At 36.2% G+C, this 23,871-nt stretch carries 22 protein-coding genes; 2 read left to right on the forward strand and 20 right to left on the reverse strand.

Annotation, left to right across the window (positions count from 1 at the left end; translation table 11 throughout):
- Positions 1-49: 49 nt before the first annotated feature.
- The 4 genes from tatC to rsmI all read right to left on the reverse strand — a co-directional run bounded on the left by tatC (position 50) and on the right by rsmI (position 2,893).
- Entirely contained in the window at positions 50-823 is a 774-nt protein-coding gene (gene tatC, locus BMW37_RS05085) for a twin-arginine translocase subunit TatC (protein ID WP_093318317.1), read from the reverse strand.
- A complete protein-coding gene (gene tatB / locus BMW37_RS05090) occupies positions 820-1,470 on the reverse strand; it encodes a Sec-independent protein translocase protein TatB (protein ID WP_093318319.1) in 651 nt (216 codons plus the stop codon). The genes tatC and tatB overlap by 4 nt, the downstream gene beginning before the upstream one ends.
- 36 nt (positions 1,471-1,506) lie before the next feature.
- Positions 1,507-1,752, reverse strand: a complete 246-nt coding sequence (tatA, locus tag BMW37_RS05095) for a twin-arginine translocase TatA/TatE family subunit (protein WP_093318320.1) — start codon at positions 1,750-1,752, stop codon at positions 1,507-1,509.
- 253 nt (positions 1,753-2,005) lie between these two features.
- Positions 2,006-2,893: a 16S rRNA (cytidine(1402)-2'-O)-methyltransferase gene (gene rsmI / locus BMW37_RS05100; protein ID WP_093318322.1), complete on the reverse strand. Its 888-nt coding sequence runs from the start codon at positions 2,891-2,893 to the stop codon at positions 2,006-2,008.
- Between the two features lie 307 nt (positions 2,894-3,200).
- On the opposite strand from rsmI, the gene BMW37_RS05105 reads away from it, so the two are divergent.
- Positions 3,201-5,099 carry a penicillin-binding protein activator gene (locus BMW37_RS05105; RefSeq protein ID WP_093318324.1) on the forward strand — a complete coding sequence of 633 codons (1,899 nt, stop codon included), beginning with the start codon at positions 3,201-3,203 and terminating at the stop codon, positions 5,097-5,099.
- A gap of 87 nt (positions 5,100-5,186) precedes the next feature.
- On the opposite strand, the gene BMW37_RS05110 is transcribed toward BMW37_RS05105, so the two are convergent.
- The 4 genes from BMW37_RS05110 to BMW37_RS05125 form a co-directional block, all read right to left on the reverse strand.
- Positions 5,187-6,482, reverse strand: a complete 1,296-nt coding sequence (locus BMW37_RS05110; RefSeq protein WP_093318326.1) for a J domain-containing protein — start codon at positions 6,480-6,482, stop codon at positions 5,187-5,189.
- 76 nt (positions 6,483-6,558) lie between these two features.
- Positions 6,559-7,878, reverse strand: a complete 1,320-nt coding sequence (locus tag BMW37_RS05115) for a tetratricopeptide repeat protein (protein ID WP_093318328.1) — start codon at positions 7,876-7,878, stop codon at positions 6,559-6,561.
- Between the two features lie 203 nt (positions 7,879-8,081).
- Positions 8,082-9,428 (reverse strand): type II toxin-antitoxin system HipA family toxin, encoded by a 1,347-nt coding sequence (locus BMW37_RS05120; RefSeq protein WP_093318329.1) that lies wholly within the window; start codon positions 9,426-9,428, stop codon positions 8,082-8,084.
- Positions 9,418-9,711 carry a helix-turn-helix domain-containing protein gene (locus tag BMW37_RS05125; RefSeq protein ID WP_093318334.1) on the reverse strand — a complete coding sequence of 98 codons (294 nt, stop codon included), beginning with the start codon at positions 9,709-9,711 and terminating at the stop codon, positions 9,418-9,420. The genes BMW37_RS05120 and BMW37_RS05125 overlap by 11 nt, the downstream gene beginning before the upstream one ends.
- Before the next feature lie 506 nt (positions 9,712-10,217).
- Here BMW37_RS05125 and ugpQ point away from each other — a divergent pair.
- Entirely contained in the window at positions 10,218-10,964 is a 747-nt protein-coding gene (gene ugpQ / locus BMW37_RS05130) for a glycerophosphodiester phosphodiesterase (protein ID WP_093318337.1), read from the forward strand.
- A gap of 294 nt (positions 10,965-11,258) precedes the next feature.
- Here the strand turns inward: ugpQ and phnP are convergent, their stop codons facing one another.
- From phnP to BMW37_RS05190, 12 genes are all read right to left on the reverse strand, one after another.
- Entirely contained in the window at positions 11,259-12,014 is a 756-nt protein-coding gene (gene phnP / locus BMW37_RS05135; RefSeq protein ID WP_093318412.1) for a phosphonate metabolism protein PhnP, read from the reverse strand.
- A 35-nt stretch (positions 12,015-12,049) separates the two neighbouring features.
- Positions 12,050-12,649: a ribose 1,5-bisphosphokinase gene (gene phnN, locus BMW37_RS05140; RefSeq protein WP_093318339.1), complete on the reverse strand. Its 600-nt coding sequence runs from the start codon at positions 12,647-12,649 to the stop codon at positions 12,050-12,052.
- Entirely contained in the window at positions 12,649-13,803 is a 1,155-nt protein-coding gene (phnM, locus tag BMW37_RS05145) for an alpha-D-ribose 1-methylphosphonate 5-triphosphate diphosphatase (protein WP_093318341.1), read from the reverse strand. Before phnM ends, phnN begins: the two co-directional genes overlap by 1 nt.
- Positions 13,804-13,830: 27 nt before the next feature.
- Entirely contained in the window at positions 13,831-14,523 is a 693-nt protein-coding gene (phnL, locus tag BMW37_RS05150; RefSeq protein WP_093318342.1) for a phosphonate C-P lyase system protein PhnL, read from the reverse strand.
- Positions 14,524-14,560: 37 nt separating this feature from the next.
- Positions 14,561-15,415: a phosphonate C-P lyase system protein PhnK gene (gene phnK, locus BMW37_RS05155; protein WP_093318344.1), complete on the reverse strand. Its 855-nt coding sequence runs from the start codon at positions 15,413-15,415 to the stop codon at positions 14,561-14,563.
- Between the two features lie 59 nt (positions 15,416-15,474).
- Entirely contained in the window at positions 15,475-16,320 is an 846-nt protein-coding gene (locus BMW37_RS05160; RefSeq protein ID WP_093318345.1) for an alpha-D-ribose 1-methylphosphonate 5-phosphate C-P-lyase PhnJ, read from the reverse strand.
- A gap of 83 nt (positions 16,321-16,403) precedes the next feature.
- Positions 16,404-17,552, reverse strand: coding sequence for a carbon-phosphorus lyase complex subunit (locus tag BMW37_RS05165; protein WP_093318347.1), 1,149 nt, complete (start codon positions 17,550-17,552; stop codon positions 16,404-16,406).
- Positions 17,543-18,193: a phosphonate C-P lyase system protein PhnH gene (gene phnH, locus BMW37_RS05170; protein ID WP_093318348.1), complete on the reverse strand. Its 651-nt coding sequence runs from the start codon at positions 18,191-18,193 to the stop codon at positions 17,543-17,545. The genes BMW37_RS05165 and phnH overlap by 10 nt, the downstream gene beginning before the upstream one ends.
- On the reverse strand, positions 18,190-18,639 hold the full coding sequence (gene phnG, locus BMW37_RS05175; RefSeq protein ID WP_218139461.1) for a phosphonate C-P lyase system protein PhnG: 450 nt from the start codon (positions 18,637-18,639) through the stop codon (positions 18,190-18,192). Before phnG ends, phnH begins: the two co-directional genes overlap by 4 nt.
- Positions 18,640-19,122: 483 nt before the next feature.
- Positions 19,123-21,183, reverse strand: coding sequence for an adhesion domain-containing protein (locus tag BMW37_RS05180; protein ID WP_093318352.1), 2,061 nt, complete (start codon positions 21,181-21,183; stop codon positions 19,123-19,125).
- A gap of 1,030 nt (positions 21,184-22,213) precedes the next feature.
- Positions 22,214-22,888: a hypothetical protein gene (locus BMW37_RS05185; RefSeq protein WP_093318353.1), complete on the reverse strand. Its 675-nt coding sequence runs from the start codon at positions 22,886-22,888 to the stop codon at positions 22,214-22,216.
- Positions 22,889-22,902: 14 nt separating this feature from the next.
- Positions 22,903-23,853, reverse strand: coding sequence for a 5'/3'-nucleotidase SurE (locus tag BMW37_RS05190; RefSeq protein WP_093318355.1), 951 nt, complete (start codon positions 23,851-23,853; stop codon positions 22,903-22,905).
- Between the last annotated feature and the right edge of the window lie 18 nt (positions 23,854-23,871).

Raw genomic sequence — 23,871 nt, forward strand, 5'->3', positions numbered from 1 at the left:
TAAATCACTAATTATATTTTTAATTTTGGGAATTAGGTAATGACCTAAATTATCCGATTTCATCAACTTCAGGTTTTTCTTTGATATAAAAACGCGCAAATAGCAAAGATATCTCAAATAATAGATACATAGGTATCGCTAATAAGGTTTGAGAAAAAATATCAGGTGGGGTTAAAAACATACCGATAACAAAAGCCCCTACAAAGATGTAAGGCCGTTTAGATTTCAAACTTTCAATGGTGACAATCCCAGTCAAGCATAATAATAACGTGGCAATTGGGATTTGAAAAGCCAAACCAAATGAAAAAAATAGCGTTAATACAAAAGATAAATATTGATTAATATCTGGCGCAACGAGGACATCTTGTGGCGCGGTTTGAGTAAAGAATGAAAAAATCAAAGGGAATAGAACAAAATAGGCAAACATGACGCCCAAGTAAAATAATCCAACGCTACTGATTAATAAAGGTAAAACCCTTTTACGTTCATGGCGATATAATGCTGGCGCAACAAATGACCAAATTTGATACAGTACATAAGGCATCGCGATAAACAAAGAGACCATGAAGGTAAGTTTAATAGGAGCAAGCCAAGGCGACGCAATACTGATGGCTTGAAAGCTTGTTCCCTCTGGTAACTTCTCAATTAAGGGGCTTGCGACAATATGGTAGATATTATTTGAAAAATAGATAAGCACCAAGAATACAACCATAATCGCACAAAAAGATCTGACTAGGCATGCGCGAAGGGCAACTAGATGTGATAAGAAACCACTTTCAGCTTGATCGTGAGACTCATTATTTTTAGTATCATTCACACTCATAAAGATTTGTCACTCTTTGAGTTAAGGTCAAGTTTACTATCAATATTTGAATGTTCAGCAGTATCTTTAGATTCATTAGCTAATGAATCTAGTTTTAAATCTTCATGTATTGAAGAATCTAATGTATGGTCTGCTGAAGCATCAATTTGACTCTCTCTTGGGGGATGGCGGTTTTGTTTAAGAAAAATAGGATCAGTTTCATAATTATAATGCAAAAAATCCTCATCGGCTTCATCATCCTCAACAATCAAAACACCATCTAAATAATTCAATTGTGTTTGGTTATCAGATTGAACATCCCTATTATTATTCGCTTCAACTGAATGAGTTGATTGATTTGAATTATTAAGTTGTTGTTGCAAGCTCGCTAAAGTCAGTTTAAGGGCATTGATTTCATTTTGCATGACTTCTGTTGACTCTGTTTTTAATGCAGCGCGAGTGGACTCACTTAATTTCTGAATTTCTCCTTGAAGCTCATTGATTTTAAGCTCTTGTGCAAGGGTATGTTGAACTCCACTGCTGAGTTCTCTTAATACTTTTACCCACTTTGCCACTGTTCTAATCGCAATGGGTAATTTTTGAGGTCCAAGCACAATGAGTCCTAATACTAAAACAAGTGCAATTTCACTAAATCCAATATCAAACATTATCTTTTACACCCTATTTCAACCACAGCGATTATATTAATGTTTATCCCTATTAGACTGATTACTTGGATTGTCTTGTGAGTTCTCTTCTTTTTTAGCTATAGTAATATTGTGATCCTCATTTTGAGCTGGTGCGTCGGATTTATCCTCATCTTTAATTGATTTTTTAAACCCTTTGATAGCAGCACCCAGATCGCTTCCTAATGATCTCAGTCGTTTAGTGCCAAATAAAAGTGCAATGATTAAAATAATAATCAGCAATTGTGGGATACTTGGTGCCATATTGCACTCCTTAAGTTATGTTGATTATGATAAATGCTCTTAGAAATTTAAAATATGCCTAATGATTAAGATTAAAATGTTTACCGTATACATTCCAGCTTAATTATGTTTGAAATTGTAAAGCATCTAATGGTGCTTCCAGTATAGCATATTTGTTTAAACTCAACATCTCACTGATAATACGCTTTACGCCCGCTTTTTACATTGATAGAATTTTGCCTTATGTCATATATAACTATTTGCTAACAAATGATTAATTCTCTGTTTGCTGATCAATAGCCCATTTATAAAGTGCATTTTTTTTAACATCATAAATTTCAGCCGTCAAAGCAGCCGCTTTTTTGAGTGGAAGTTCCTTCATTAATAAATTCAGTGTACGCAGCACTTCTTTTGAAAATATACTATCCTGAGCGGTGTCATTTTTCTTGGCCCCATCGACTAAAACAACAAATTCTCCTCTTTGACGATTCGCATCTGCTTTTATCCAAGCAAGTAACTCACAAACAGGCGCGCCATGAATAGTTTCCCAAATTTTCGTCAATTCTCTAGCAATCACAATATAACGCTCAGCGCCAAAAATAGCCTGCATATCTTCTAATGTTTCTAAAATTCGATGAGGAGACTCATAGTAAATTAACGTTCTACTTTCTTCGCTCACTTCCAGCAATGCTGATTGTCTTGCTTTTGATTTCGCGGGTAAAAACCCTTCATAACAAAATTTATCAGATGGCAATCCTGCACCTGACAAGGCTGTAATGGCAGCACAAGCGCCAGGTAAAGGAACGACACGAATCCCTTCTTCATGGCATTGCTTAACGATGTGATACCCCGGATCATTAATGAGTGGTGTGCCTGCATCTGAAACTAAAGCAACATTCACACCTTGTTTTAATTGACCAATTAAAACTGACGCTTTTTGTTGTTCATTATGATCATGAAGCGCCATCATTGGCGTTTTTATCATAAACTGCTGAAGAAGTTTTCCAGTATGTCTGGTATCTTCAGCTGCAATTAAATCAACAAAATTCAGTGTATCAATTGCTCTTTGAGTCATATCGCCTAAATTTCCTATTGGCGTGGGAACAATAAAAAATTGTCCTATCTTAGCGTCTAGTTGCTCTTTTTCTAGAGAATTTTGCATCTTAATTCCTTATGTTAGCACTTCTAATATTGAGTATACTTATTTTGAGTATATCCATACTTAATTAATTGATCATTCAATTTATAGCGATGAGATAAACGCTTTATCGATTTATTATAAATCAATTTCATCTATTCAAATTTGCATTATTTCCTTTTAAATAGCATAAAATCAATTAAACTATTAAAAATAAGTGCTATTTTAAAATCAGCCTCTTTCGAGGTGTATATTTTCAACTCAATACAGTCTATACTCTCATATAATCTAATTCGAATATTCATAGTTTACTACATACGGTACTTTCATTATGTTTTTATTTATCAAAAAACACTTAAAGGTTAACAATACACTTTTAACTATTTTATTTACCGCGTTTGTGATTGTCGGTTGTCAATCTACATCGAGTCCTATGTTGAGTGATGGTCCTTTGCAAGCCTCAACTGCTTACGATCCAGAACTATCAGTGGCAACTGGTGAGATGAAAGATGCGCTTTTATTGAAAAAAAGCGCTGCATTAATTCAGGAAAATAATCCTGCGGCAGCTAAAACAACTTTAAGTGAGTTAAACCCTGAACTTTCCCCAAACTTAACAAGCCAAAAACAACTTGTTGATATTGAGCTTGCCATTGCCCAAGGGCAATTTGCTCAAGCTAAATCATTAATTGAAAGTATTCAAAAAACATCTCTTTTGCCCTATGACCAATATAGACTGGCCAGAGCTAAAGTTAAAAGTTTCAATCAACAAGCAAATGTAGATGCATTACGTGCTTATATTGCACTAGCACAAGTTGCACCATCAGAACAAATGCAAGCGATCGTTGATGAGTCTTGGCGTGTCACTGCTAATATCTCTCAAACTGATCTCAAGAATATCATTATCACAAGTGATGAATTTATTATCCAAGGTTGGTTAGAGCTGCGTAATATTTATGAAACGTATAGAGACAATAGTCAAAATACAGCTCTGATGGAAACAGCAATAGAAAATTGGCGTATTCGTCACCCTCATAATCCTGCTACAGTTAACTTCCCTTCTCAATTTTTAACACCAGGGCAAATGCCTGCAGGGTTTGAAGGTGGGATAAGCTCAACTAATCAGGTTAATTCTGATGCAAAAGTAGCATTACTATTACCCCTAAGCGGAAGCAAGCAAGTGACAGCCTTTGCTGAGGCGATACAAGATGGTTTTGACTATGCTAATAGTGCAAGTGGTACGGGTAATACATCGATGGCCGTAAGCGCCGGTATGTCAGTGATTGATGAGCTAACTGGCGCAGCTCCCTCACCTCAAATAACAACTGGCTCAACACAATATATAAACTATAACGTGTATGATACCAACCAAAAAGATATCAATGCTATTTTAATTGAAGCTGAGCAAGCAGGTATTACTACTGTGGTTGGTCCTCTTTTAAAACCTGATGTTGAAAAGCTTGAACAATATACTGGCCCAATAAAAATATTAGCCCTTAATGCTCCTGAAGTATTATCAAGCAATCCAAATATTTGTTATTTTGCACTTTCACCAGAAGATGAAGCAAAAGATGCAGCTAATCACATGTACAATCAAGGTAAACGTTCTGCGCTATTATTAGTGCCTTATGGCAACTTAGGCGATAGAATTGCCAATGCATTTAATTCGCAATGGCAACAACTCACAGGTACAACAGCAGTAGTAAGAACATTGCATGAAACTAATGATTTAAAAATTATGGGCGGTTCACGTGATCCTTTAGATATTTCAGGTCCGGTACAACAAGCAAATATTGATGCTATTTATGTTGTAGCTGAACCCGAAAAGTTACTCCTAGTTAAACCCATGATAAGCTCTGCTACTGGAGGCAAACCCAACATTGGTATTTTTGCAAGCTCAAGAAGTAACAAAAATAGCCTTGGTCCTGATTATAGAATGGAAATGCAAGGCGTTCAGTTTAGTGAAATTCCCCTACTTGCCAATATCAATTCGCCAAGTTACCAATCAGCCATGGACTCAATGAATAATGATTATTCTTTGATTCGTTTACGGGCTATGGGGGCTGATGCTAATCGGTTAAGCCAGCAATTTGATACATTAAGTACTGCGCCTGAATTTACTATGCAAGGTGATACAGGTCTTATTACAATTGGCGCTAACTGCGAAATACAGCGCAAACTCAATTGGATTGAGTATAATGAAGGCTTAATTGTTAACGTTACACCCAATTAACACTTCACTATAAAACTAACATCACGACATTACTAAGCTTAAATCAGCCTTGTAATGTCGTGATAAAAAACATTGCTGCTTAACTTATCAATAATATAAAAGCTCTATTTTGACCTGTTCTAACACTTTCTTTAATTTTTTTATCGTCATTTTTTCTTCAAAAAATAGCTCATGGATATTTTTCATTTTTCCTTCAATATATTTCACATGATCGTCTAATACTTTGGTTGTTTTTTTATCACTCTTCTGACGAAAACGACGCCATACAATCCCTTCATGTGAATTATCATATTGCTGTCTGCGATTTTGCTCTTCAACTTCTCTTAATTTATTTTTAAGGCTCAAAATAATTGCCGTGTATGTTTCATCTGACAACTCTAAATCAAATTCTGGCAAATATTCAATTGCCATTTCAATAATAACGTAGATATCTTTATTTTTTTTAGCTACCGTCAATTTTTGCATGAGATCTGAGTATAGTTGTCTATTTTCCTCATCAGCAATTTTATCTGGATGAAATTTATGGGCAAGCTGTCTATATATTTTATTGATTTCTTCATTTTTTAGCATTGCTTTCACTTCTGGCGATGGAGTAATATTCTCGTCAGAGTCGCCCTCACTATCATGACCTGATTTATCAAATGAATTAAATCCTGTAAAAAACTGCTCGAATATATCTGGTTCATTTTCATAAGCAAATGCATCTTCTTTCGCTTGTATGATATCCTCATCTGTAAAATCAAAGGTACCTTTCTCATTTTTCTCATTGCCTACCTCTTCATCAACCTCAAAAAACATATCACTAAAAATATCATTAACTCGGTCTGGTGTTAAAATTATTGCTAACCATTGTCTTTTAGTAAATTCAGGTACTTCACCATACATTTCTTCTATAAGGACTTTAAACATTGTAATTGCATTATTGAACTCAGAATACTCATCCTCGCTATCATCAAATTCAATATCAAGATGACTATTAAACTTTTTAAATCTTTCTTTTACATATTTATTCTGTATTTCTTGAGCATCTTCTACTGTGATAACTTTCTCACCGACATTAAAAGGATTGCTAGCAATTTGTTCATATAGCTTGTCTATCCAAGTATTTAATACTTCAAAACGGTCTTCATTTAATGATTTATATGGAATAAATTTAAGCAACTCATAAATACTTTCTTTTACAAGTTGGGTATATTGGTATTCAATCATGCCTAATTTAGCATTTACTTGCTCATAAAAAGCCTTTTTATCCTTTTCGTAATTCTGGTATTTAGCTTCTGATTTTTCAATTTTTTGCCATAATTTATTCACTTCATTCCATTTATCTTTAGACTTTTCTGTTATTTGAGCATGGTTGACGATTTGGTTTTTAAGTTTAGACACGTGTCCTCCTTGTAATTATATGACTTTCTTTTACAGCTAGCATTTGGGAAATGCATTAGTTATTTTATCTAATAACTTATTTTTTCTTAGAATTAGGTTTATTTGTGTTTTTAAGGCATTCTTGCCTAATCTCAATGTCACAAGCAATCTCTAACCACTCTTTTGCACTTTCGAACTCAGACATTTTTTTGTAGACATCTGCTAATAAAAAAGCAGCGTCGGTATTGTCAAATTGATAATATGCTTCTTCACCATAGATTCTCGCAAGATAATAGTCATGGAAAATAAAGTCGACATCGCTATAATATCTAGCGACACTCATTATCGCTTCTTCGTTTAATTTATTAGCGGCAATACGATAATAATAAAAAGCTTTTTCATCATCAGCTACTACTCCTAATCCTTCTTCATACATGTGACCTAACCAATCAAGCGCTGATACATGCCCTAATTTTGCTGCCTGTTCAAAATAATGATGGGCTAATTGATAATTCTGTTCATGCCCATAGTCACCGTCATAATAAATATATCCTAATGTGCCTGCGGAATCTGGATCACCTAACTTAGCAGATTTTTCGAAAGCGTCCATTCCTTTTTTGATGTCATTATTTTTGCCTAAGTGTTCTAAATAGAGTTTACCAAGGTAATAAAGTGCAATTTTATCTTCTTTAAACTCATCCGCCTCTAGTATATCGAAAGCAGATTGGTAATGATTTGGTAATTTTGTTCCATGATAAAATCGGATAGCAACATATTGTCTTGTATCTATATCCCCCCACTTAGCGGCTAATTTAAAGTAATCGGAGGCAATTTTGAGCCTTGACTCTGCGTTATTTTCATCTGTTATTAAATAAAGTTCCGCCAACCCTAATGCAGCGTCTACATTTTGAAAATGAAGTAATTTTTTAAAATAAAATGCTGCTTTCTCAGCATTAAAAAAAACTCCCTCTTCAGAGTATAGATTACCTAATTCTAAATACGCATCAGTGCAGTCTGCTTTTGATGCTAATTCTAAATAATATAGCGCTTTTTCAGTATTTTGTTCATAATCATCTTGTGCAAATAGCATCCCTAATTTTATTAATGCTGAACTATCACCTTGCTTTGCTGCTAGATTAAAATATTTTGCAGCTGAATAAAAATAATCATCCGTGTTAAAAGAAAGCTGATAATACCCTAATGTTAACAATGCATTGATATCCCCATTTTTTCCAGCAATCTCTAATTGCTTAATCTCTTTTTCATCCAATTTATCCACCTTAAAACTCGCAATTTGTTCTTGCGAATGAAGGCATTCTTTAGGTTGAGCAATTGTTGTCACTGGATAGAGACAAAGGCATCCAACTAGCAAATAAAATAGTAGAGTTGATATTTTGATACGATAAGTTGCATCCATTTAAGCGATACCTTAATTAGTTAAAAGTAACAGTTAGCCGCTGTAGGAGATTAGTTCGCCTGGCAAGTAAAATTAATAATAATTGCATTATACGCTAAAATTTTCGTATAACGTCATCTCACCCAATAAAATAACCACAAGATAAGTGCGAATTTAAAATGCTAAGTAAGTATAGAAATTGGCGCTTATCTAAACATTATTATCTATTTCAACAATGCTATATTTTCCCGTCTTCTTATATCTAAGATATTTTGTATCAAGCGTATAGTGTTTGCTTTGACGTCTAACGATTTTGCTACTTTGGCAAAATCTGATAACACCTCAACAACTTCAGTAATTATCATTCTAGCATCATTCCAAGATTCAATACCTGCTACTGCAGCAAGCTGTTGAATTGACTTTAAAGAGGGAGTATTACCATATCCACAGAACGCTGTGGCATGTTGATTAAATGGATGAGGACTGAATGTCACATCAAAAAATGGGGCTACATGCCAATTTCCGTTATCATCTTGTAGAAAACTCCAGTTTTTACTGTGATCATCTTGATTAGAGGCGAATAAATTAAACATAGCTCTCCGGAATTGTAATTTGCCAGCTTCAACAGATTGACATAGCTGCCTACTCAATTTAATTAAATCTTCATAATCTAAACTGGGTGAGCGATAATCTGCATCGAGCAATCCACATGCACTGTGAAGATGGAATCTACCGTTGTTTTGGTTAGTACAATCAAAACGTTTAACGGCAAGCCATGCTAATGCACCACTTTTTTCAGGTGCCTCGATAAGCGACCAAGTTTGTGGTCGGCATTTTGCAATATCTGCTAATTGCAAATAGACTCCTTCACATAAACCTTCTTCATGACCCAATGGTAAGTTTTGAGAAGTAAATTTAATTATCCAAGCTTCATCATCTTTTTGAGGAATAACTCGATACACTCTGTTTTGTGTAGATCTCATTTTTGGAATTGAATGCTCTAAATCTTCTGGTCTCAAATAAATTTGCGCTTTGGGCCTTGCTCCGCCTGAAGTACCTACATTCACAAGCATTCCTAAAATATCCACCAAATCATTTTCTGATGCAAGATTACGACTAAATTGGCTATCAAACAGTGATTGAGCACTCAAACCTAATGTTGCAAGATTGTATGTATCTAGCTGATTAGGCTGATATTGCGATTGAGGTAAAAATGAGAGTGCGCCGATTGCATGTTCTCCCACAAATGCAAGTCGATCCATTGCTGTAACTTGTGTAGGTAAAATGCCACACTGACGAAAAAACCTATCTTGTAATGACAATCCCCAATCATCAGGCAAACTATCAGCATAGACACCATGCAAACCGAAGTGTGGCAGTTTAGGTGCAACCTGTAAACTCGTATCGCCTTTTAACAGAAATGGTGATAAATTGCCATAACGATCTAAATATATTTGGTCATATTGAAAATAAACGGCAGTATGATTCTGAGCTAATGTCCCAGCAAATACTGTTTGACCATTAGTAAGTTTCCGATTAACACTCAATTTTCTAATAGGCTTAAAATTCATCACCTAGTACATCTTCAATTGTTTTTGGTATATTAAGATCAGTGTATTTTTCAGGTTGAGTAAGTGCAAAGAGTCGGTTTAAATCATCTAAACATTGCCAAAGAAGCAAAAGTTGGCGAAGTGAAATTTTCCCTGTGAGTTCGAATTTTTTAATTGTGGACGCAGGTACTGTACTGCGCGCAGCTAATGCTTCGCGTGAAAGCTTTTTTGCTTCACGTAGCTTGCGAAGATGCTGCGCTAAAGCTCTACTAACATCAATATCATCTAAAAGTAATACTCGCATGAGTGTATCCTTTGTTTTTAATCACAGGTAAAGTTGCTTTGATGTTATTAAATGACCATACTAACAAACGGATATCATAATATCCAAATTTAACAAAAAAAGACTTATAGAGTGATTATACCACCTAAATTATTTAAAAAGAAAAATCTGAAGTTAATCCTATAATGAACTAAAATAGCGACAATATCCCGATAAAAATGATGAGTCGTATGGATTTTTTCCGTTCTCAAAGAAAAAAATATAATTTTGAATGGTTTCTAATGCTTGACATATCTATTTTCAAGGAAAATTAAGATGCAGGTTTTAGCATGGCTTAACACCCACTGAATGATAATGGGAATAACACCTACCATTAAATATCGTGGATTCGTATAATAATTAGATAGACTTGTAGATGATTGCAGTTTTTTAATGATATATGAGTTCATTCACTCAAAAAAATGCTAAGCTGATGCTTGAACTGACCTATTTTAATCTTTCATTTATTACTATCAATAGGAGTAATAATGCGTTCTTTATCTACTTGGCCTTACCCTAATATTGTGGCTCACCGTGGTGGGGGTAATTTAGCGCCCGAAAATACACTCGCCGCTATAAAGAAAGGGTATGAGTTAGGCCATACAATGATTGAGTTCGATGTCACACTTTCTAAAGATGACATTCCCTTCTTATTACATGATGATACACTCAATAGAACAACTAATTCACAAGGTACACCGATAAATTTCACCTGGCATGAATTGTCTAAATTAGATGCTGGAAGATGGTTTTCGTCTGAATTTAATAATGAACCTCTTGCTCAGTTATCTGAAGTCGCTGATTTATGCTTATCGTTGAATATACAAGTCAATATTGAAATTAAACCACCTAAAGGTCTTGAGGAAAAAACAGGCCGAATTGTCGCTCGCTTAGCCGAAACACTCTTTAAGCAAAGTAAAATGCCACCACTTCTATCCTCTTTTTCACCAGAAGCATTAAGAGGGGCTAAAGAGGTTGCTCCAAGCTTACCAAGAGGCTTATTGATGCATCGTTTTAGATCGGATTGGTCTAATCTAGTGAATGAACTTGAGTGCTACTCTATCCATCTAAATTACAAACTGATCACCCCAAAACGCTTAGCTCTGTTCAAAGCAAAAAACTTATTTACGCTTGTCTACACTATTAATGATATAACAAAAGCAAAAGAACTATTAGCTATGGGGGTCAATGCAATTTGTACAGATTGTATCGATATAATAAAGCCTACATTTTAATGTGCTTTTAACGCTATGTTCATTAGCACAATACGTAATCCGAAAAATTATCAAAGCAAGTTCAATGCCAGAATGAATTGACATCCCCCCTCTCTAAAGGAAAGGGATATAAGGAGTAATCGATAAAACATTCAATGCGTTAAAATTTAAAAAACAATCAACCCTCACTTAATTAGGGCAGTGAAAAATCACTAAATGGATGTTAGTAACGTGATGCCATCACATCAAGATGAGTCGTCTACTTCAATAATATTATGATTTGCTTTAATCACATTCGATTCAATCAACCTAATCCTAAATCGTTAGTACCAATCCGTCACTGGCAGCTTGTATGCCATTTGGCAGGCCATTTAATTTAATCCACGCATCTAATTCATGTGAAATATGCGTTAAATACGTATAGGTTGGGGTAATACTATGTTCGATTTCAATGACCTGATTCAAGCAATTATGATTACGACTAGGATTAGACCTTGGTGGATCGTTACAATCAATTATCATCACATGTGGTCGATTTGTTTTTAAATAATCCATTGTTGAAGTAGGTAAACCTGCAGTATCTGTTAAATAAACTAACCTGCGTCCCGTACTGGCTGAAGTAATTTGATATCCAAACGTCACTTTTGAATGCTGCAGGGGTAATGGCATGATCTCCATCCCAAGAATTTGATAAGATTCAAATGGCACTAAAGGTTTCTCAAATCGAAGTAACCCTGGATGTTTATACAAATCATCACAGCCAAGCTCATCAGGTGGCCCATAAACAGAAATAGGATGCCCAGCTCCCCACCTTAAAGGGAACAAACCTTGTACATGATCCATATGGTAATGAGTAAGTAAAAATCCATTAATTTGATCTGATGTATATCTATGGTGCAAATCATGAAGACTCGCATCTAAGAAAAGATTTTTTAGATTTTGTGAAATCATAGCACTAGAGGGTTTTCGCCTTGCAGGTTGCATAGCTTTAGCTTCAATGCATACCTGGCACTCGCATCCAAATACGGGCACTTCAGCAGCATTTCCAGTTCCTAAAAACATAAATTGCATATCACCCTCTTTCATTACAAAAAATCCAGCTCAATTTAGACCAGTGCATCTCTGCACCCTTTTGTTTGTGAATCGATCAATTTAGTGAGCGAATATAATTTTTTTAATGCAGACTCAATATGGCTGTCATTTTCGATAAAATGGGTATACGCAGGTAAGGTATCTGCATAATGTTTCGCTCTTGCTAATCTTGCATCTATCTCATCTATAGACTCTCTACCACGTTCAATTAGTCTCTTTTTCAATATAGGCTCAGGCACAACTAAACAAATTGCCACCAGATTTGGGCCAAAAATAGATTTTGCTTCTGGTAAGTAAGCTCTTGAACCATTAACAACCACGTCATGTCCTTTCTCTATCCAACTTTTCACTTCTTGCCCAATTCCATATCTCAGACCATTAGCTTCCCAGTCCATACAAAATAAACCAGATGCTTTTCGATACATGAACTCAGCTTCCGTTAACATGACATGGTTCTCATTGCTATTTTCGAAAGCGCGAGTAATATATCGATGAGCAACTAATAAAGATCGAAAACAAGACGTTTTATCTGATATTTCTGTCTGCTTTATATGATTGATCAACGTATCCTTACCAGAGCCGGATGCTCCCATCAGATAGATAAGCTTAGCCATTAAAATACCTGTTTCCCTTTACACCAAACACGCTCAATCATCACTTCAGAGGTATTTTCTATTTGATGTAGATGTGGTCTGAACATAACTAGATCAGCTAATTTACCTTCAATGATTTCACCTCTATCAAATAACCCTAAAGAAGCAGCTGGATTATAGGTAACCAATTGAATTGCCTGAGGCAGAGTAAATGAATTAGTGGGATCACTTGCCACTTTATATGCAGCTTCTAGTAAGCTTTGTGGGTAATAATCAGAGGAAAGAATATCTAATGCTGACTGTGATGCTAAAGAACTCGCTGAGATATTACCTGAATGAGACCCCCCTCTAATGATATTAGGCGCCCCCATTAACACTTTAATACCCCGCGCTTGTGAAGCTAATGCCGCTTCTAATGTGGTTGGAAACTCAGCAATCGAACATCCTATCTCTTTTGACTCTAAAACATGCTCACGCGTCGCATCATCATGACTTGCTAATGCAATATTAGCTTCTTTGCATAGATTAGCAATTGTATGTCTGTTTGTATGAGAATAGGTTTGGGCTTTTGCACACTGCACTATTTCATACTCAGCCATTTTTTCATCTGTAAAATGATATTTACCTTGAAAATATTCTCTATATTTTTCAATTGAGGTATATTGACGCTGCCCTGGCGAGTGATCCATAAGTGAAACTAAGGAAATATCTTCTTTTTCGATTAAGTATTCAAATAAGGGTAATGTAAATTCACTTGGTAACTCACAGCGTAAATGCAATCGGTGTTCAGCGCGATTAAGATTCATACTTTGGGTATAATTAATCACATCAAGCATTTTCGTTAAATTATTAAGTCTATGCCCGCCATCACGTTCATCCCCAATGGAAATGGCATCTAGTACAGTTGTGATACCACTGGCAATAATCAACGCGTCATGACTTCTCATTGCACTAAACGCAGGCCAATCAACCTTAGGTCTTGGAGCGAAAAATTTATCCAAATTATCGGTGTGTAACTCTACGAGCCCCGGCGCTAAATAGGCTCCCTCTAAATCGATAGCGTCCTTCACATGAGTCCTACCTGTTTCTACCGATTTAATCAAATCTTGTTCAATTACAACGGTGCCATGAATGACTTCATCTTTCATTATTATGTGTGCGTTTGTTAATATCATGCTTTTATTCCAAAAATATGCTGAGGATTAATGGGCGCTTTTTTGCATAGAAAAAAGACGCGTTGCTACCTGATCGCGCGTTTGAGTATCATGAAAAATACCAATTATCGCCGCTCCCCTAGCTTTGGCTTGGTTGATTAAATTAATCACTACCTCAGCATTTTTGCTGTCTAATGATGCAGTAGGCTCATCAAGTAATAAAATGGGATAATCCACAATAAAGCCACGTGCGATATTAACGCGCTGCTGCTCCCCTCCTGAGAAGGTCGATGGTGCAAGTGACCATAAACGTTCAGGTACATTTAACTGAGTCAGCAAGTTAGCGGCCTTATCACGAGCGACCTGCATATCCGCCCCTATTTCAAGTAAAGGTTGCATCACGATATCAATTGCGCTTACACGAGGGATGACCCTTAAAAATTGACTCACCCACCCTATTGTTGTTCTACGCAGTTCAATAATGGCTCTTGGAGATGCGCTAATAAGCTCGGTTTGCATACCTTGGTGATGGATAATTATTTCACCCTCATCAGGTTGATAATTGGCAAAGAGCGATCTTAATAATGTGGATTTCCCACTTCCAGAATGCCCATCAAGTACAACGCATTCACCGTAGTTAACCGATAGATTAATCCCGCCAAGCACTGGGATTTTTGCACTTTGTTGGTTATGTAAAATAAATGTTTTTCCTACATTTTTGACTTCTATCGCTATATTCATTTGATTCTCTTATTAAAAGGATTAACCATGTTTTGCATTAATTTTGTAATATTGAAGAAACTAACAGCTGGGTATATGGATGTTTCGGATCGTCAAGCACCCTATCGGTTAACCCTGTCTCAACAACACGACCTTGCTTCATCACCATTAATCTATCTGCTAGAAGACGAGCAACGCCTAAATCATGGGTCACAATTACAACGGCAATCGACAAGCTGCTAACAAGCTGCCTTAATAGATCAAGCAATTTAGCTTGCACAGACACATCTAACCCACCTGTAGGCTCATCCATAAATAAAATAGTCGGTTTCATCACTAGGTTTCTTGCTATTTGCAGTCTTTGTTGCATCCCACCTGAAAACGTAATGGGTAAATCATCAATTCTATCTTCTGGTATTTCGACTTCTACTAACCAGTTTTTTGCTTGTGTACGTATATCGCCATAATGCCTTTGACCAATCGCCATTAACCTTTCCCCAATATTTCCACCAGCAGAGATATAGGGTCTTAATCCATCTAATGGGTGTTGGTGAACGATTCCCCATTGAGTTCTCAATAATTTTCGTCTCTGACTTTCGCTCATGTCATACAATGAAACTGCATTATTATCTTCATTGCGATACAAGACTTCTCCAGAATCTGGCGTCAAACGCCCAGATAATGCTTTTAAAAGCGTGGTTTTGCCTGAACCTGACTCTCCGACAATTCCTAGCACTTCTCCTGGGTAAACTTCACACTCGATTTCCATAAATCCTTTGTTAGGCGCAAACAGTTGGGTTAAATTCTTCGCCCATAGCAAAGGTTGCTCAGCATTAACTGGATTCAGTAGTTGATTGGTGGGTAATTCAATAGTATTACCCTGTGTTGATGTCGCTAAATTAGATGATTGCATATTTTATCGCCTTGTTCTTTATAATATATTTTCAATAATATCTAATGAAGATTATTTCATCATTGCGTATTGACTTTTGACTGACAGTAATCTGTATCCGAACAGACATACATTCGAGTGCCTTCATCATCAATAACGACTTCATCAAGATAAGTGCCAGATGTTGAACAAATTGCACAAGGCTCATCCCATTTTTGAGGTTCAAAAGGATAGTCATCAAAATCTAAACTGGTTACTTTTGTATAAGGTGGTACAGCGTAGATACGCTTTTCACGACCAGCACCAAATAATTGCAATGCTGGCATATAATTCATTTTAGGATTATCAAATTTAGGGATGGGCGAAGGCGACATGATATACCTATCATTCACTTTGACAGGATAGTCATAAGTCGTGGCAATATGCCCAAAGCGAGCAATATCTTCATACAGTTTGACCTGCATCACGCCATACTCTTCTAGAGCATGCATTTTTCGAGTTTCTATGTCTCTTGGCTCGATAAATCTTAATGGTTCAGGGATCGGCACCTGATAGACAAGTGTTTGGTTTTCGTTGATTTCAGCTTCAGGGATACGGTGACGAGTTTGGATAAGCGTTGCCTCTTGGGTCTTAGTTGTAGTTTCAACCCCCGTGACTTTCTCAAAAAAATGGCGTATAGAAACCGCATTAGTTGTATCATCAGCACCTTGATCAATGACTTTTAATACATCGTCTTGTCCAATAATACTTGCGGTTAATTGTATCCCGCCAGTTCCCCAGCCATAAGGCATAGGCATTTCTCGGCCTGCAAAAGGCACTTGATATCCAGGAATCGCAACCGCTTTTAAAATTGCTCGTCTTATCATACGTTTTGTTTGCTCATCAAGATAAGCAAAATTATAGCCTGCTAAAGTCTCTTCTTTCATAGGACTGACCTTTTTATTCAATAATGCGTCTAGTTAATCACTTCTTCAATTTTGCAATCAGATAATGTATTTCTAGTGTTTTTTTACTTTTGCTTTGCTTCAAAGTACTCTTTTTGCAATTGACGGACTAATGATAGCTCCGCTTGAAAATCGACATAGTGAGGCAATTTCAGATGTGATAGAAAACCTGCTGCATCAACATTATCAGCATGTGCTAACACGAATTCTTCATCTTGCGCAGGTCCTAAAACAGGCTCTTGATACTCAGCTGATTGCAATGCCCTATCTACAACCGCCATAGACATGGCTTTACGTTCAGCCGCGCCAAACACCAATCCATAACCTTGAGTAAAATGAGGTAGCTCATCTTCTTCTGCTTTAAAGCCGGTTATCATTTCACATTCTGTTACCGTGATTTCACCAATAACAATTGGAAAGCCTAGCTCTTCAGGTTCAATGGTTATTTCAACCTGGCCTGTTCTAATTTCACCTGCAAAAGGGTGGTTACGCCCATACCCTCGCTGAGTCGAATACCCTAATGCCAACAAAAATCCCTCATCTCCTCTGACTAATTGTTGTAATCGTGATGCTCGGTTGCACGGATACATGACAGGCTCACGAGTCACATCAGGTGGGATTTGTTTGTCGTCTATTTCACCTTTGATTAATTGCTCTTTGGCTAATAAGGTAGATACCTTTGGCAAATGAGCACCCATCTCGGTTTCATTTTGTGCCAAGGTACGTTCAGATAATCTTTCAGCAGCAGCTTTTAAAGCTTCATCTAATCGTGAATCTTCATATGGTTGCATTTGCTCATCATCAGATTCAGCAAGCAGTGCAAAATCAAGTAATCTATGGGTGTAATCATAGGTAGGCCCAAGTAATTGCCCGCCAGGGATATCTTTATAAATCGCCGATATCCTACGATTCACTTCCATTTCATTAGTCTCAATTGGATTGGCTATCATGAACCTTGCTAAGGTCGTACGGTAAGCCCTTAACAAGAATATCGCCTCGACTAAATCGCCGCTAGATTGCTTTATCGCAAGGGCAGCGAGTTCTCTATCATAAAGACTGGCCTCGTTCATGACTCTGTCAACGGCTAAATTAAGTTGTTGACTTATTTGAGTGACATTAAGAGAAGAAACTGTGGTATCTCCCCTGCGTTTTTTTGCAAGTAAGCGATGTGCACAATGAATTGCACGTTCACCTCCTTTTACGGCTACATACATGAGATGACCTCCAATTGTGTCGTACGAGCAATCCCTAACATGCTATTTTGATGTGTCAAAATGAAATCAACCCCTTTGGGAAAGGCTTTTCTGCCTTCGACCAAATAAGTCAATATATCAACAGGTAAGGCTGTCGTAATCATTCGACTTCCTAGGATACCTGGACCAGTTAATCGTAATGTTGTTTGACCAAGTTCTTTTAAGACAGCTTTATCAGTAGGCGTAGAGTCATTATTATCTGTCACTTGAGGTAATTGCTTAGTTTGAATAATCACAAAAGCGGAACTTTCAGGTGAAATATCGGTTCCAATATTAAGTTGCTCAAGAGATTCTAAATCAATCGATTCATCTAAAAAGGCAAAATGAGCATCACAGAGTTGTTCTGTTAGTTTGCTTTGGGTATGAAATGCAACGCTGCGACTGATATCGCTAAGTGCGAGTGTTTTATCAATAAAGACTGGAGTATCTTGATCGCATAAGGCTAAAAGGCAAGCAACACTGGCATTATTTAAGGTCGGCCAATTAAAATGCCAATTTTCATAGGTATTAATTTTACCCGGTTGGCTTAAACTATCTAAGACTTGTTTAAATCCTATTTGAGCGTCTAAACAAGGAGAGTGAAATCCTGTGTAAAGTGTCATTCGTCTTCCCCTCTAACTAACGTGAAAAAGTCAACTCGACTCGTTTCAATTTCTGCCTGTTTTTGTAGTTTTATTTTTTCCAATTCACGTTCTAAAGGATGGATGACAGATTCTAAAAGTTGTGGTTGATAAGAGGTCTCTTGCATCAATGCATCAATCAGAGCATTAAGCTTAGCATGATGTTTATCCCGTCCTATGACATAGCCAAATCCATATTGCCCAGTACTAAGCTGAATCACGGCCCTGGTCATTGTGGCATCACCGATATAAAATCGATTACCCCCCCCTCCCATTTTCCCTTGCAATTGAACAAGGCCAATTTCTGGCGCTCTAATCACTTGATAAGCGACATCAATCTCTAGGGTTTCGTATAATTTTGTGAGCGTTTCATAATCACTCATTGATAAGACCTTCATCCAGTATTGTCTTAATGTGACATCGGACATCAAAGACTCCTAATGCTACCCATGGTAGGTTTGATTAATTTATTAAGGTAATAAGATAGACATTTAGATCAAAGCACTGTTTGACTAAAATAATTTTAGTCACGACAACGCATTTAAAATTGCTATAAATAGATTAAAAATCATCTATCTAAATGAAATATTAAATGAATTAAATGACAATTTGATTACGAGTTAATTAAGAATAGGTGGCATTTTTATGTCAATTTTATGACAATGCATCTAGGGGGATTAGTAACAGCTTTTAGCAAATATAATTTTACTGATGATAACACCGCGAATTGAAGTCGTGATATCAATCAGATAATATCAAAAAAGATGAATATCATCTGATTGACACAGAATTTTAAATACTACCAATAATGTTTGCTTAGTATGTAATGAACAAAACTAAAGTACTACGCTTTTATACAGTCCTCTACGATGACTTAACACTCACTACTTTCATTGCACGATAAAGCCTTATCATTGCATGCAGGTAACATAGAGCTTTTCATTTTCCAAATGACCTTGTATTTCACCTGTTTCAAATTCTAGTGCTTGAAAACCTACTTCATTAGCCGTTTTGTCTTGACTCCAATAGAAATTAGAATTTCCAGTACCATATTTTATGATTGGCCAACCCAATTGAGTATTAAGCTGGCTGTCTGGGTAGGCATGATATAGTGTTTGCAGTTGTGATAGGGTCGGTAATTTATCGCCACATAATAATTGAGCCTCTCGAAAAGTATATTTGCCCCAGATCTCAAAGCCGATTGAATCACTCGTCTCAACAGGGAATTCTTTTGATAACTTTGGCCGTAAAAATACTAAATTATCCACAGTGACCCTATCTGCCATATGCCCCCAATTTTTTGCATATTGAGAATCTGGACTAGTTAAGACCGTGAATTTTACTGAATCAGTTTTAAGCGCATTATGCGAGCTTACTTGAAATGTGGACTCACGGCCTAATGTATAAGCCTCTGTGATAGTAATTTTCAAGACTCCATTTTCATCTGTTGTGAAATGGGCAGCACTAGATCCTGGCCTACCATTAAACCTAAGGTATTTAACAAAACTCTCTACGTTTTGTCTATTCACTGATTTTATCGTATTGATACTAACCGGCATATAGGGCATGCTTTGTCTAAATTTATCTCTGACCACAATAGTCATATCAATTGAACCATTTATTTTAGCTGTATCTTCTGGTAATTGAATATCTAATAAGGACGCACCGATAAACGACACTTTTTTAAGGATCTGGTCATTCATAGGGGATATTGCAAATACTTCTATTTCAGTGTATTTACTGCTGACTAATATCCTCCCCTCCCCATTACTATCCGTATCGATATATTGTTCTGAGAGTCCCTCTGGATAATTTGATACAAACTCTATCCTTTGATTAATCATTGGATTACTTCGAGTGTCTTTGAGTGTCACAATATAAGGTAGCGATTCTAATCCGTTGGCAATAGCCGTTAAATTTGGGTCAACCGCTTCAAAGGTAAACTCTCCAATTTTTTGTGGTACCTCGATTTCATATGTTTGAAAATCACCTGTCACAGCATAACCGTCTTCAATATTTTTACCTATTGGTAGAATCGTCACTTCACTTATCGCTCCTATATTCTCTTGCGTTAAAACAGGGGAATAGGCATCAACAGGGCCATTTAAATATTCCTCTTTTGCAATTGCCAAGGTTTCGCCCTTTTTACCCCACCAAATTCTGGACCAATCGTCATAATTTTTTTGTTCCAAACCATTGTTAGGTGGTATAAAGTTATACTCAAGAGCTATCTGTGTTCCTTCCAAAAAGTATCCATTGAACGTCACATCCTCAATCATTGGTTTGCTTGGGGGATCAAATACAACTCCTCCGGCATTTGCTAACAAATTGTCAATCGGCTTTATCTTATGACTTGTAAAATGAGTTTCTACTAATCCAGGTTTGCTAGGTGCATCTTGGCCAAAAAAATACCCAAGATCCCACACTCGAATTGGTGTACCTTCATTAGGTACACCAAAATTCGATATAGGTTGGTAGATAAATCCAATCCGATAACCAGCGGCATCTTTTGGGATAACTAAACCGGTTGTGAATTGGCTTTCTGGAATAAAGCCACTTGGCAGGATATGACCTGGATGTGTGTCATTATTTATTTCAATCGCCTCTAATTCATCCCAGCTCCTTACACTGTCAAATTCACCAGAAATAGGGTTAAGTTTATACCATTTCAAATCATGGTTTGCGGTTAAGCAAGAATCGCCATCCTCATCTGCAAATCTAAAATACGCTTGATTAATCGATTTTTCACAAAATATTGTCGGTATGTAAACAATTGCCCCAACAGTTGGAATTGCCACCCCTTTAGCATCAAAAACAGTTGGTTGATAAAGCTTTGCACCTATTGAGGCTTGATAAGGTATATGTCCAAGCAATCCAAAACTTTTATTGCTGCTAACAGATAACCAATTTGCATGACTATTTGTCGTCATAATAATGGTACAGAATAATACTATTAATACGTTCATTTTCATGTTATCGTCCCAGATAATAAATCTTCCATTTCCTTGAAATAACAACCCAATTAAAATACCAGACTGGAATTAACCTATATTCATAATCTGATACACCTATATCTTATTTACAATTAAAATAATTTAAACCACCATTTTTTATTATATATTTCCAATAATTCATAAAAATAATTATCCACCTAGCTAAAATCATCACTTACCAAAAATAGATAACATCAAAGAATAAAATAAAAATAATGCTTTTTCAATATAGCTGTTTTCAATCTTTCTAAATTCAATTAAATAGGCACATGAAAATATCATAAGAAAACAATAAAATTAATCATCCCAAATTAATAGAAAAAATCAAAACTCAATAAAAACAATTAAAAAACAAAATTCTAATAAAAAATATCTTTATCTACGCTGCAATAAATAACATCAACTATTAATCCGCACAGTTAAATTTAAATAAATTTGTAAATTTAAAATAATAATCGGGGCTTTGCTTAATTTTTAATTCTTCGTTTAAACTAGTCATCATATTTAATCATTTTTTAAATAGCACTATTTATTCTATACGTGCGAAATTTAATTTAAAATAAGCAACAACTTACAAAATCTAATCTAATAGAACAAATTGAATTGGGCACTTTTTTATCATTTAAGTAATTTATGACTAATCCGACTAAATAAGCTGAGTGAATTAGCTCTATTCTTGCAACAGATGGAGAAGGGATGAATCATGTTAATGCATGCACTGATGACATCATAAATGTCTTAGTGTACTGGTAAAGTTATGTTTGATGCAACTGATAGCATATCATCCAACACCAAGGTAAATAAGTTTGAAAGGAAATAAATTGAAATTGAATTTGCTCTCTACATCTCTAACATACTGAATATTATTTTGATATATATGAAGAAAACCAAATGAAGCGGCTAAAGTATAAATTTGTGAGTATCATACACTGATGGGCAAAAAGCATCTATAATCGTCAAAAAAAACGGGTTTCATAGCCATCTTCAGCTACTTAAACCCGTTTGAAAATTATAACGCATATACGTATCTAGATTGAACCTTTCCGTTTTGTGTATAAACTAATTTAAAGCTCGCTGGCATATCATCAGGATTCACCACTAAAATACCATTAGAAATAGTAGAACTCATTAAACAATTCTCAGATGTTGCATTAAAATTAAACAGACCTGGATAAGCGGGGTCCTTAATCTCACCAAAAAGAGTACACTCCCCGCTGTTAATTTCGATGAACGAACTATTATTGATTGAAAAACGCGCATTTTCATCATTACTGAGATTAAACACATAATCTCCCATAGCGATATCAACCACCGCATCATTGATAGGTTCAATTGAGACAATTGTTAGTTGCTTAGCTGGTAAATTTACATCAGTTGTATTGAACCACACCCCGTCTCGCTCTACTAAGCTAACTGTTGGAATACCATTGCTGTCATTTAGCATCAATCTTTTATTACCTGAAGTGCTCACGCTTAACATACCAATTTGAGGTAACTGATTACCATTTGGTGCCAAAGTAACGCGATATGCTGTATTATTGTCTAAATTGACAGAATTGACAGAATCAGGTAACTCAACATTAGGCGCAGCATTACTGGTATAGTTATCTTCACTGTCACATGCAGTTAAGAAAGTCGCAAAAAATACAGGTAATAAAACTTTCGATAGTTGAACCATTTTCATGATATTCCCCTTAATTATTGTGCATCTGTTTTAGAAGAAACATCGTTCATATACACTTTCAACCACTCTTTAGCAGCGGCATTACCCTCAAAACCATGCTGCATCATTGTAAAAGTCACAAATCCTTTTTGATAAGCAACTGATTCATCATTGGCTTGATCTTCAGTTGCAGTTGAAGAGATATCAAATCCAATATTGGCGCTACCATTTTGATTCACTGTGAATTTCAGGTTGTATGCATTGAATGTACCAAATTGTGTGACTTTCCAAGGTAATTCTAGTGCCCTATCGCCTGCTTCAAACATCGGATAGTTAATATTAAGCCCATATCCTTCTGGTAATAAACGACCTTGGCTATCTACTTTACTTTCTAAATCTTTGATAATTTTAGAGGTTAAGAGTGCGACTTCAGCGGCTAATTCATCGTTATTCGTGGTATTAGCATCAGCGCTGATTGCAACTGCTGGTATCCCTCTTGATAATGCAAATTGTGCGTTACCAACTGTGCCTGAACTATTAACGATTGAGCCTACATTTTGCCCTTCATTGGCACCTGAGATGACTAAATCAATTTTCGGGTTTGCTCCCCAAACTTGTGGAGCAACCACATCTAATCCATACATCAAAGACATGATTGGCGTACCATTAACATAGTAGATATTCTCCTCGCCGTTTACTTCCCCAAACGCAGGCGCGCCAGCAGGAGCTGCATCATTAAGACAAGCTTCTGTTAACGTTGTTAATGTATCAGAGAAATTGATGGACCCACCCTTACCGCTTTGATTTTGGCAAGGAACAGAGGCAATCACATTATGCCCATCTTCGGTTAATTTCGCGTAAATTGCTTTTAAATTCGAAGTGTAGCCATCATCATTCGATAGAACGATATTAAGTGCGCCGGCACTTAAGCTCACTTGGGTTAAGATAACACCTGAAACCATTACTGCTAACTGTTTTAATTGCATAATTGTCATCCTTTTGAT

This window comes from Thorsellia anophelis DSM 18579, from assembly GCF_900111395.1.
GTDB classification, from domain to species: domain Bacteria; phylum Pseudomonadota; class Gammaproteobacteria; order Enterobacterales; family Thorselliaceae; genus Thorsellia; species Thorsellia anophelis.

Coding starts and splice junctions, on each gene's coding strand:
- tatC (WP_093318317.1), bottom strand. CDS start 823: ATGAGTGTGAATGATACTAAAAATAATGAGTCTCACGATCAAGCTGAA.
- tatB (WP_093318319.1), bottom strand. CDS start 1,470: ATGTTTGATATTGGATTTAGTGAAATTGCACTTGTTTTAGTATTAGGA.
- tatA (WP_093318320.1), bottom strand. CDS start 1,752: ATGGCACCAAGTATCCCACAATTGCTGATTATTATTTTAATCATTGCA.
- rsmI (WP_093318322.1), bottom strand. CDS start 2,893: ATGCAAAATTCTCTAGAAAAAGAGCAACTAGACGCTAAGATAGGACAA.
- BMW37_RS05105 (WP_093318324.1), top strand. CDS start 3,201: ATGTTTTTATTTATCAAAAAACACTTAAAGGTTAACAATACACTTTTA.
- BMW37_RS05115 (WP_093318328.1), bottom strand. CDS start 7,878: ATGGATGCAACTTATCGTATCAAAATATCAACTCTACTATTTTATTTG.
- BMW37_RS05120 (WP_093318329.1), bottom strand. CDS start 9,428: ATGAATTTTAAGCCTATTAGAAAATTGAGTGTTAATCGGAAACTTACT.
- BMW37_RS05125 (WP_093318334.1), bottom strand. CDS start 9,711: ATGCGAGTATTACTTTTAGATGATATTGATGTTAGTAGAGCTTTAGCG.
- ugpQ (WP_093318337.1), top strand. CDS start 10,218: ATGCGTTCTTTATCTACTTGGCCTTACCCTAATATTGTGGCTCACCGT.
- phnP (WP_093318412.1), bottom strand. CDS start 12,014: ATGCAATTTATGTTTTTAGGAACTGGAAATGCTGCTGAAGTGCCCGTA.
- phnN (WP_093318339.1), bottom strand. CDS start 12,649: ATGGCTAAGCTTATCTATCTGATGGGAGCATCCGGCTCTGGTAAGGAT.
- phnM (WP_093318341.1), bottom strand. CDS start 13,803: ATGATATTAACAAACGCACACATAATAATGAAAGATGAAGTCATTCAT.
- phnL (WP_093318342.1), bottom strand. CDS start 14,523: ATGAATATAGCGATAGAAGTCAAAAATGTAGGAAAAACATTTATTTTA.
- phnK (WP_093318344.1), bottom strand. CDS start 15,415: ATGCAATCATCTAATTTAGCGACATCAACACAGGGTAATACTATTGAA.
- BMW37_RS05160 (WP_093318345.1), bottom strand. CDS start 16,320: ATGAAAGAAGAGACTTTAGCAGGCTATAATTTTGCTTATCTTGATGAG.
- BMW37_RS05165 (WP_093318347.1), bottom strand. CDS start 17,552: ATGTATGTAGCCGTAAAAGGAGGTGAACGTGCAATTCATTGTGCACAT.
- phnH (WP_093318348.1), bottom strand. CDS start 18,193: ATGACACTTTACACAGGATTTCACTCTCCTTGTTTAGACGCTCAAATA.
- phnG (WP_218139461.1), bottom strand. CDS start 18,639: ATGTCCGATGTCACATTAAGACAATACTGGATGAAGGTCTTATCAATG.
- BMW37_RS05180 (WP_093318352.1), bottom strand. CDS start 21,183: ATGAAAATGAACGTATTAATAGTATTATTCTGTACCATTATTATGACG.
- BMW37_RS05185 (WP_093318353.1), bottom strand. CDS start 22,888: ATGAAAATGGTTCAACTATCGAAAGTTTTATTACCTGTATTTTTTGCG.
- BMW37_RS05190 (WP_093318355.1), bottom strand. CDS start 23,853: ATGCAATTAAAACAGTTAGCAGTAATGGTTTCAGGTGTTATCTTAACC.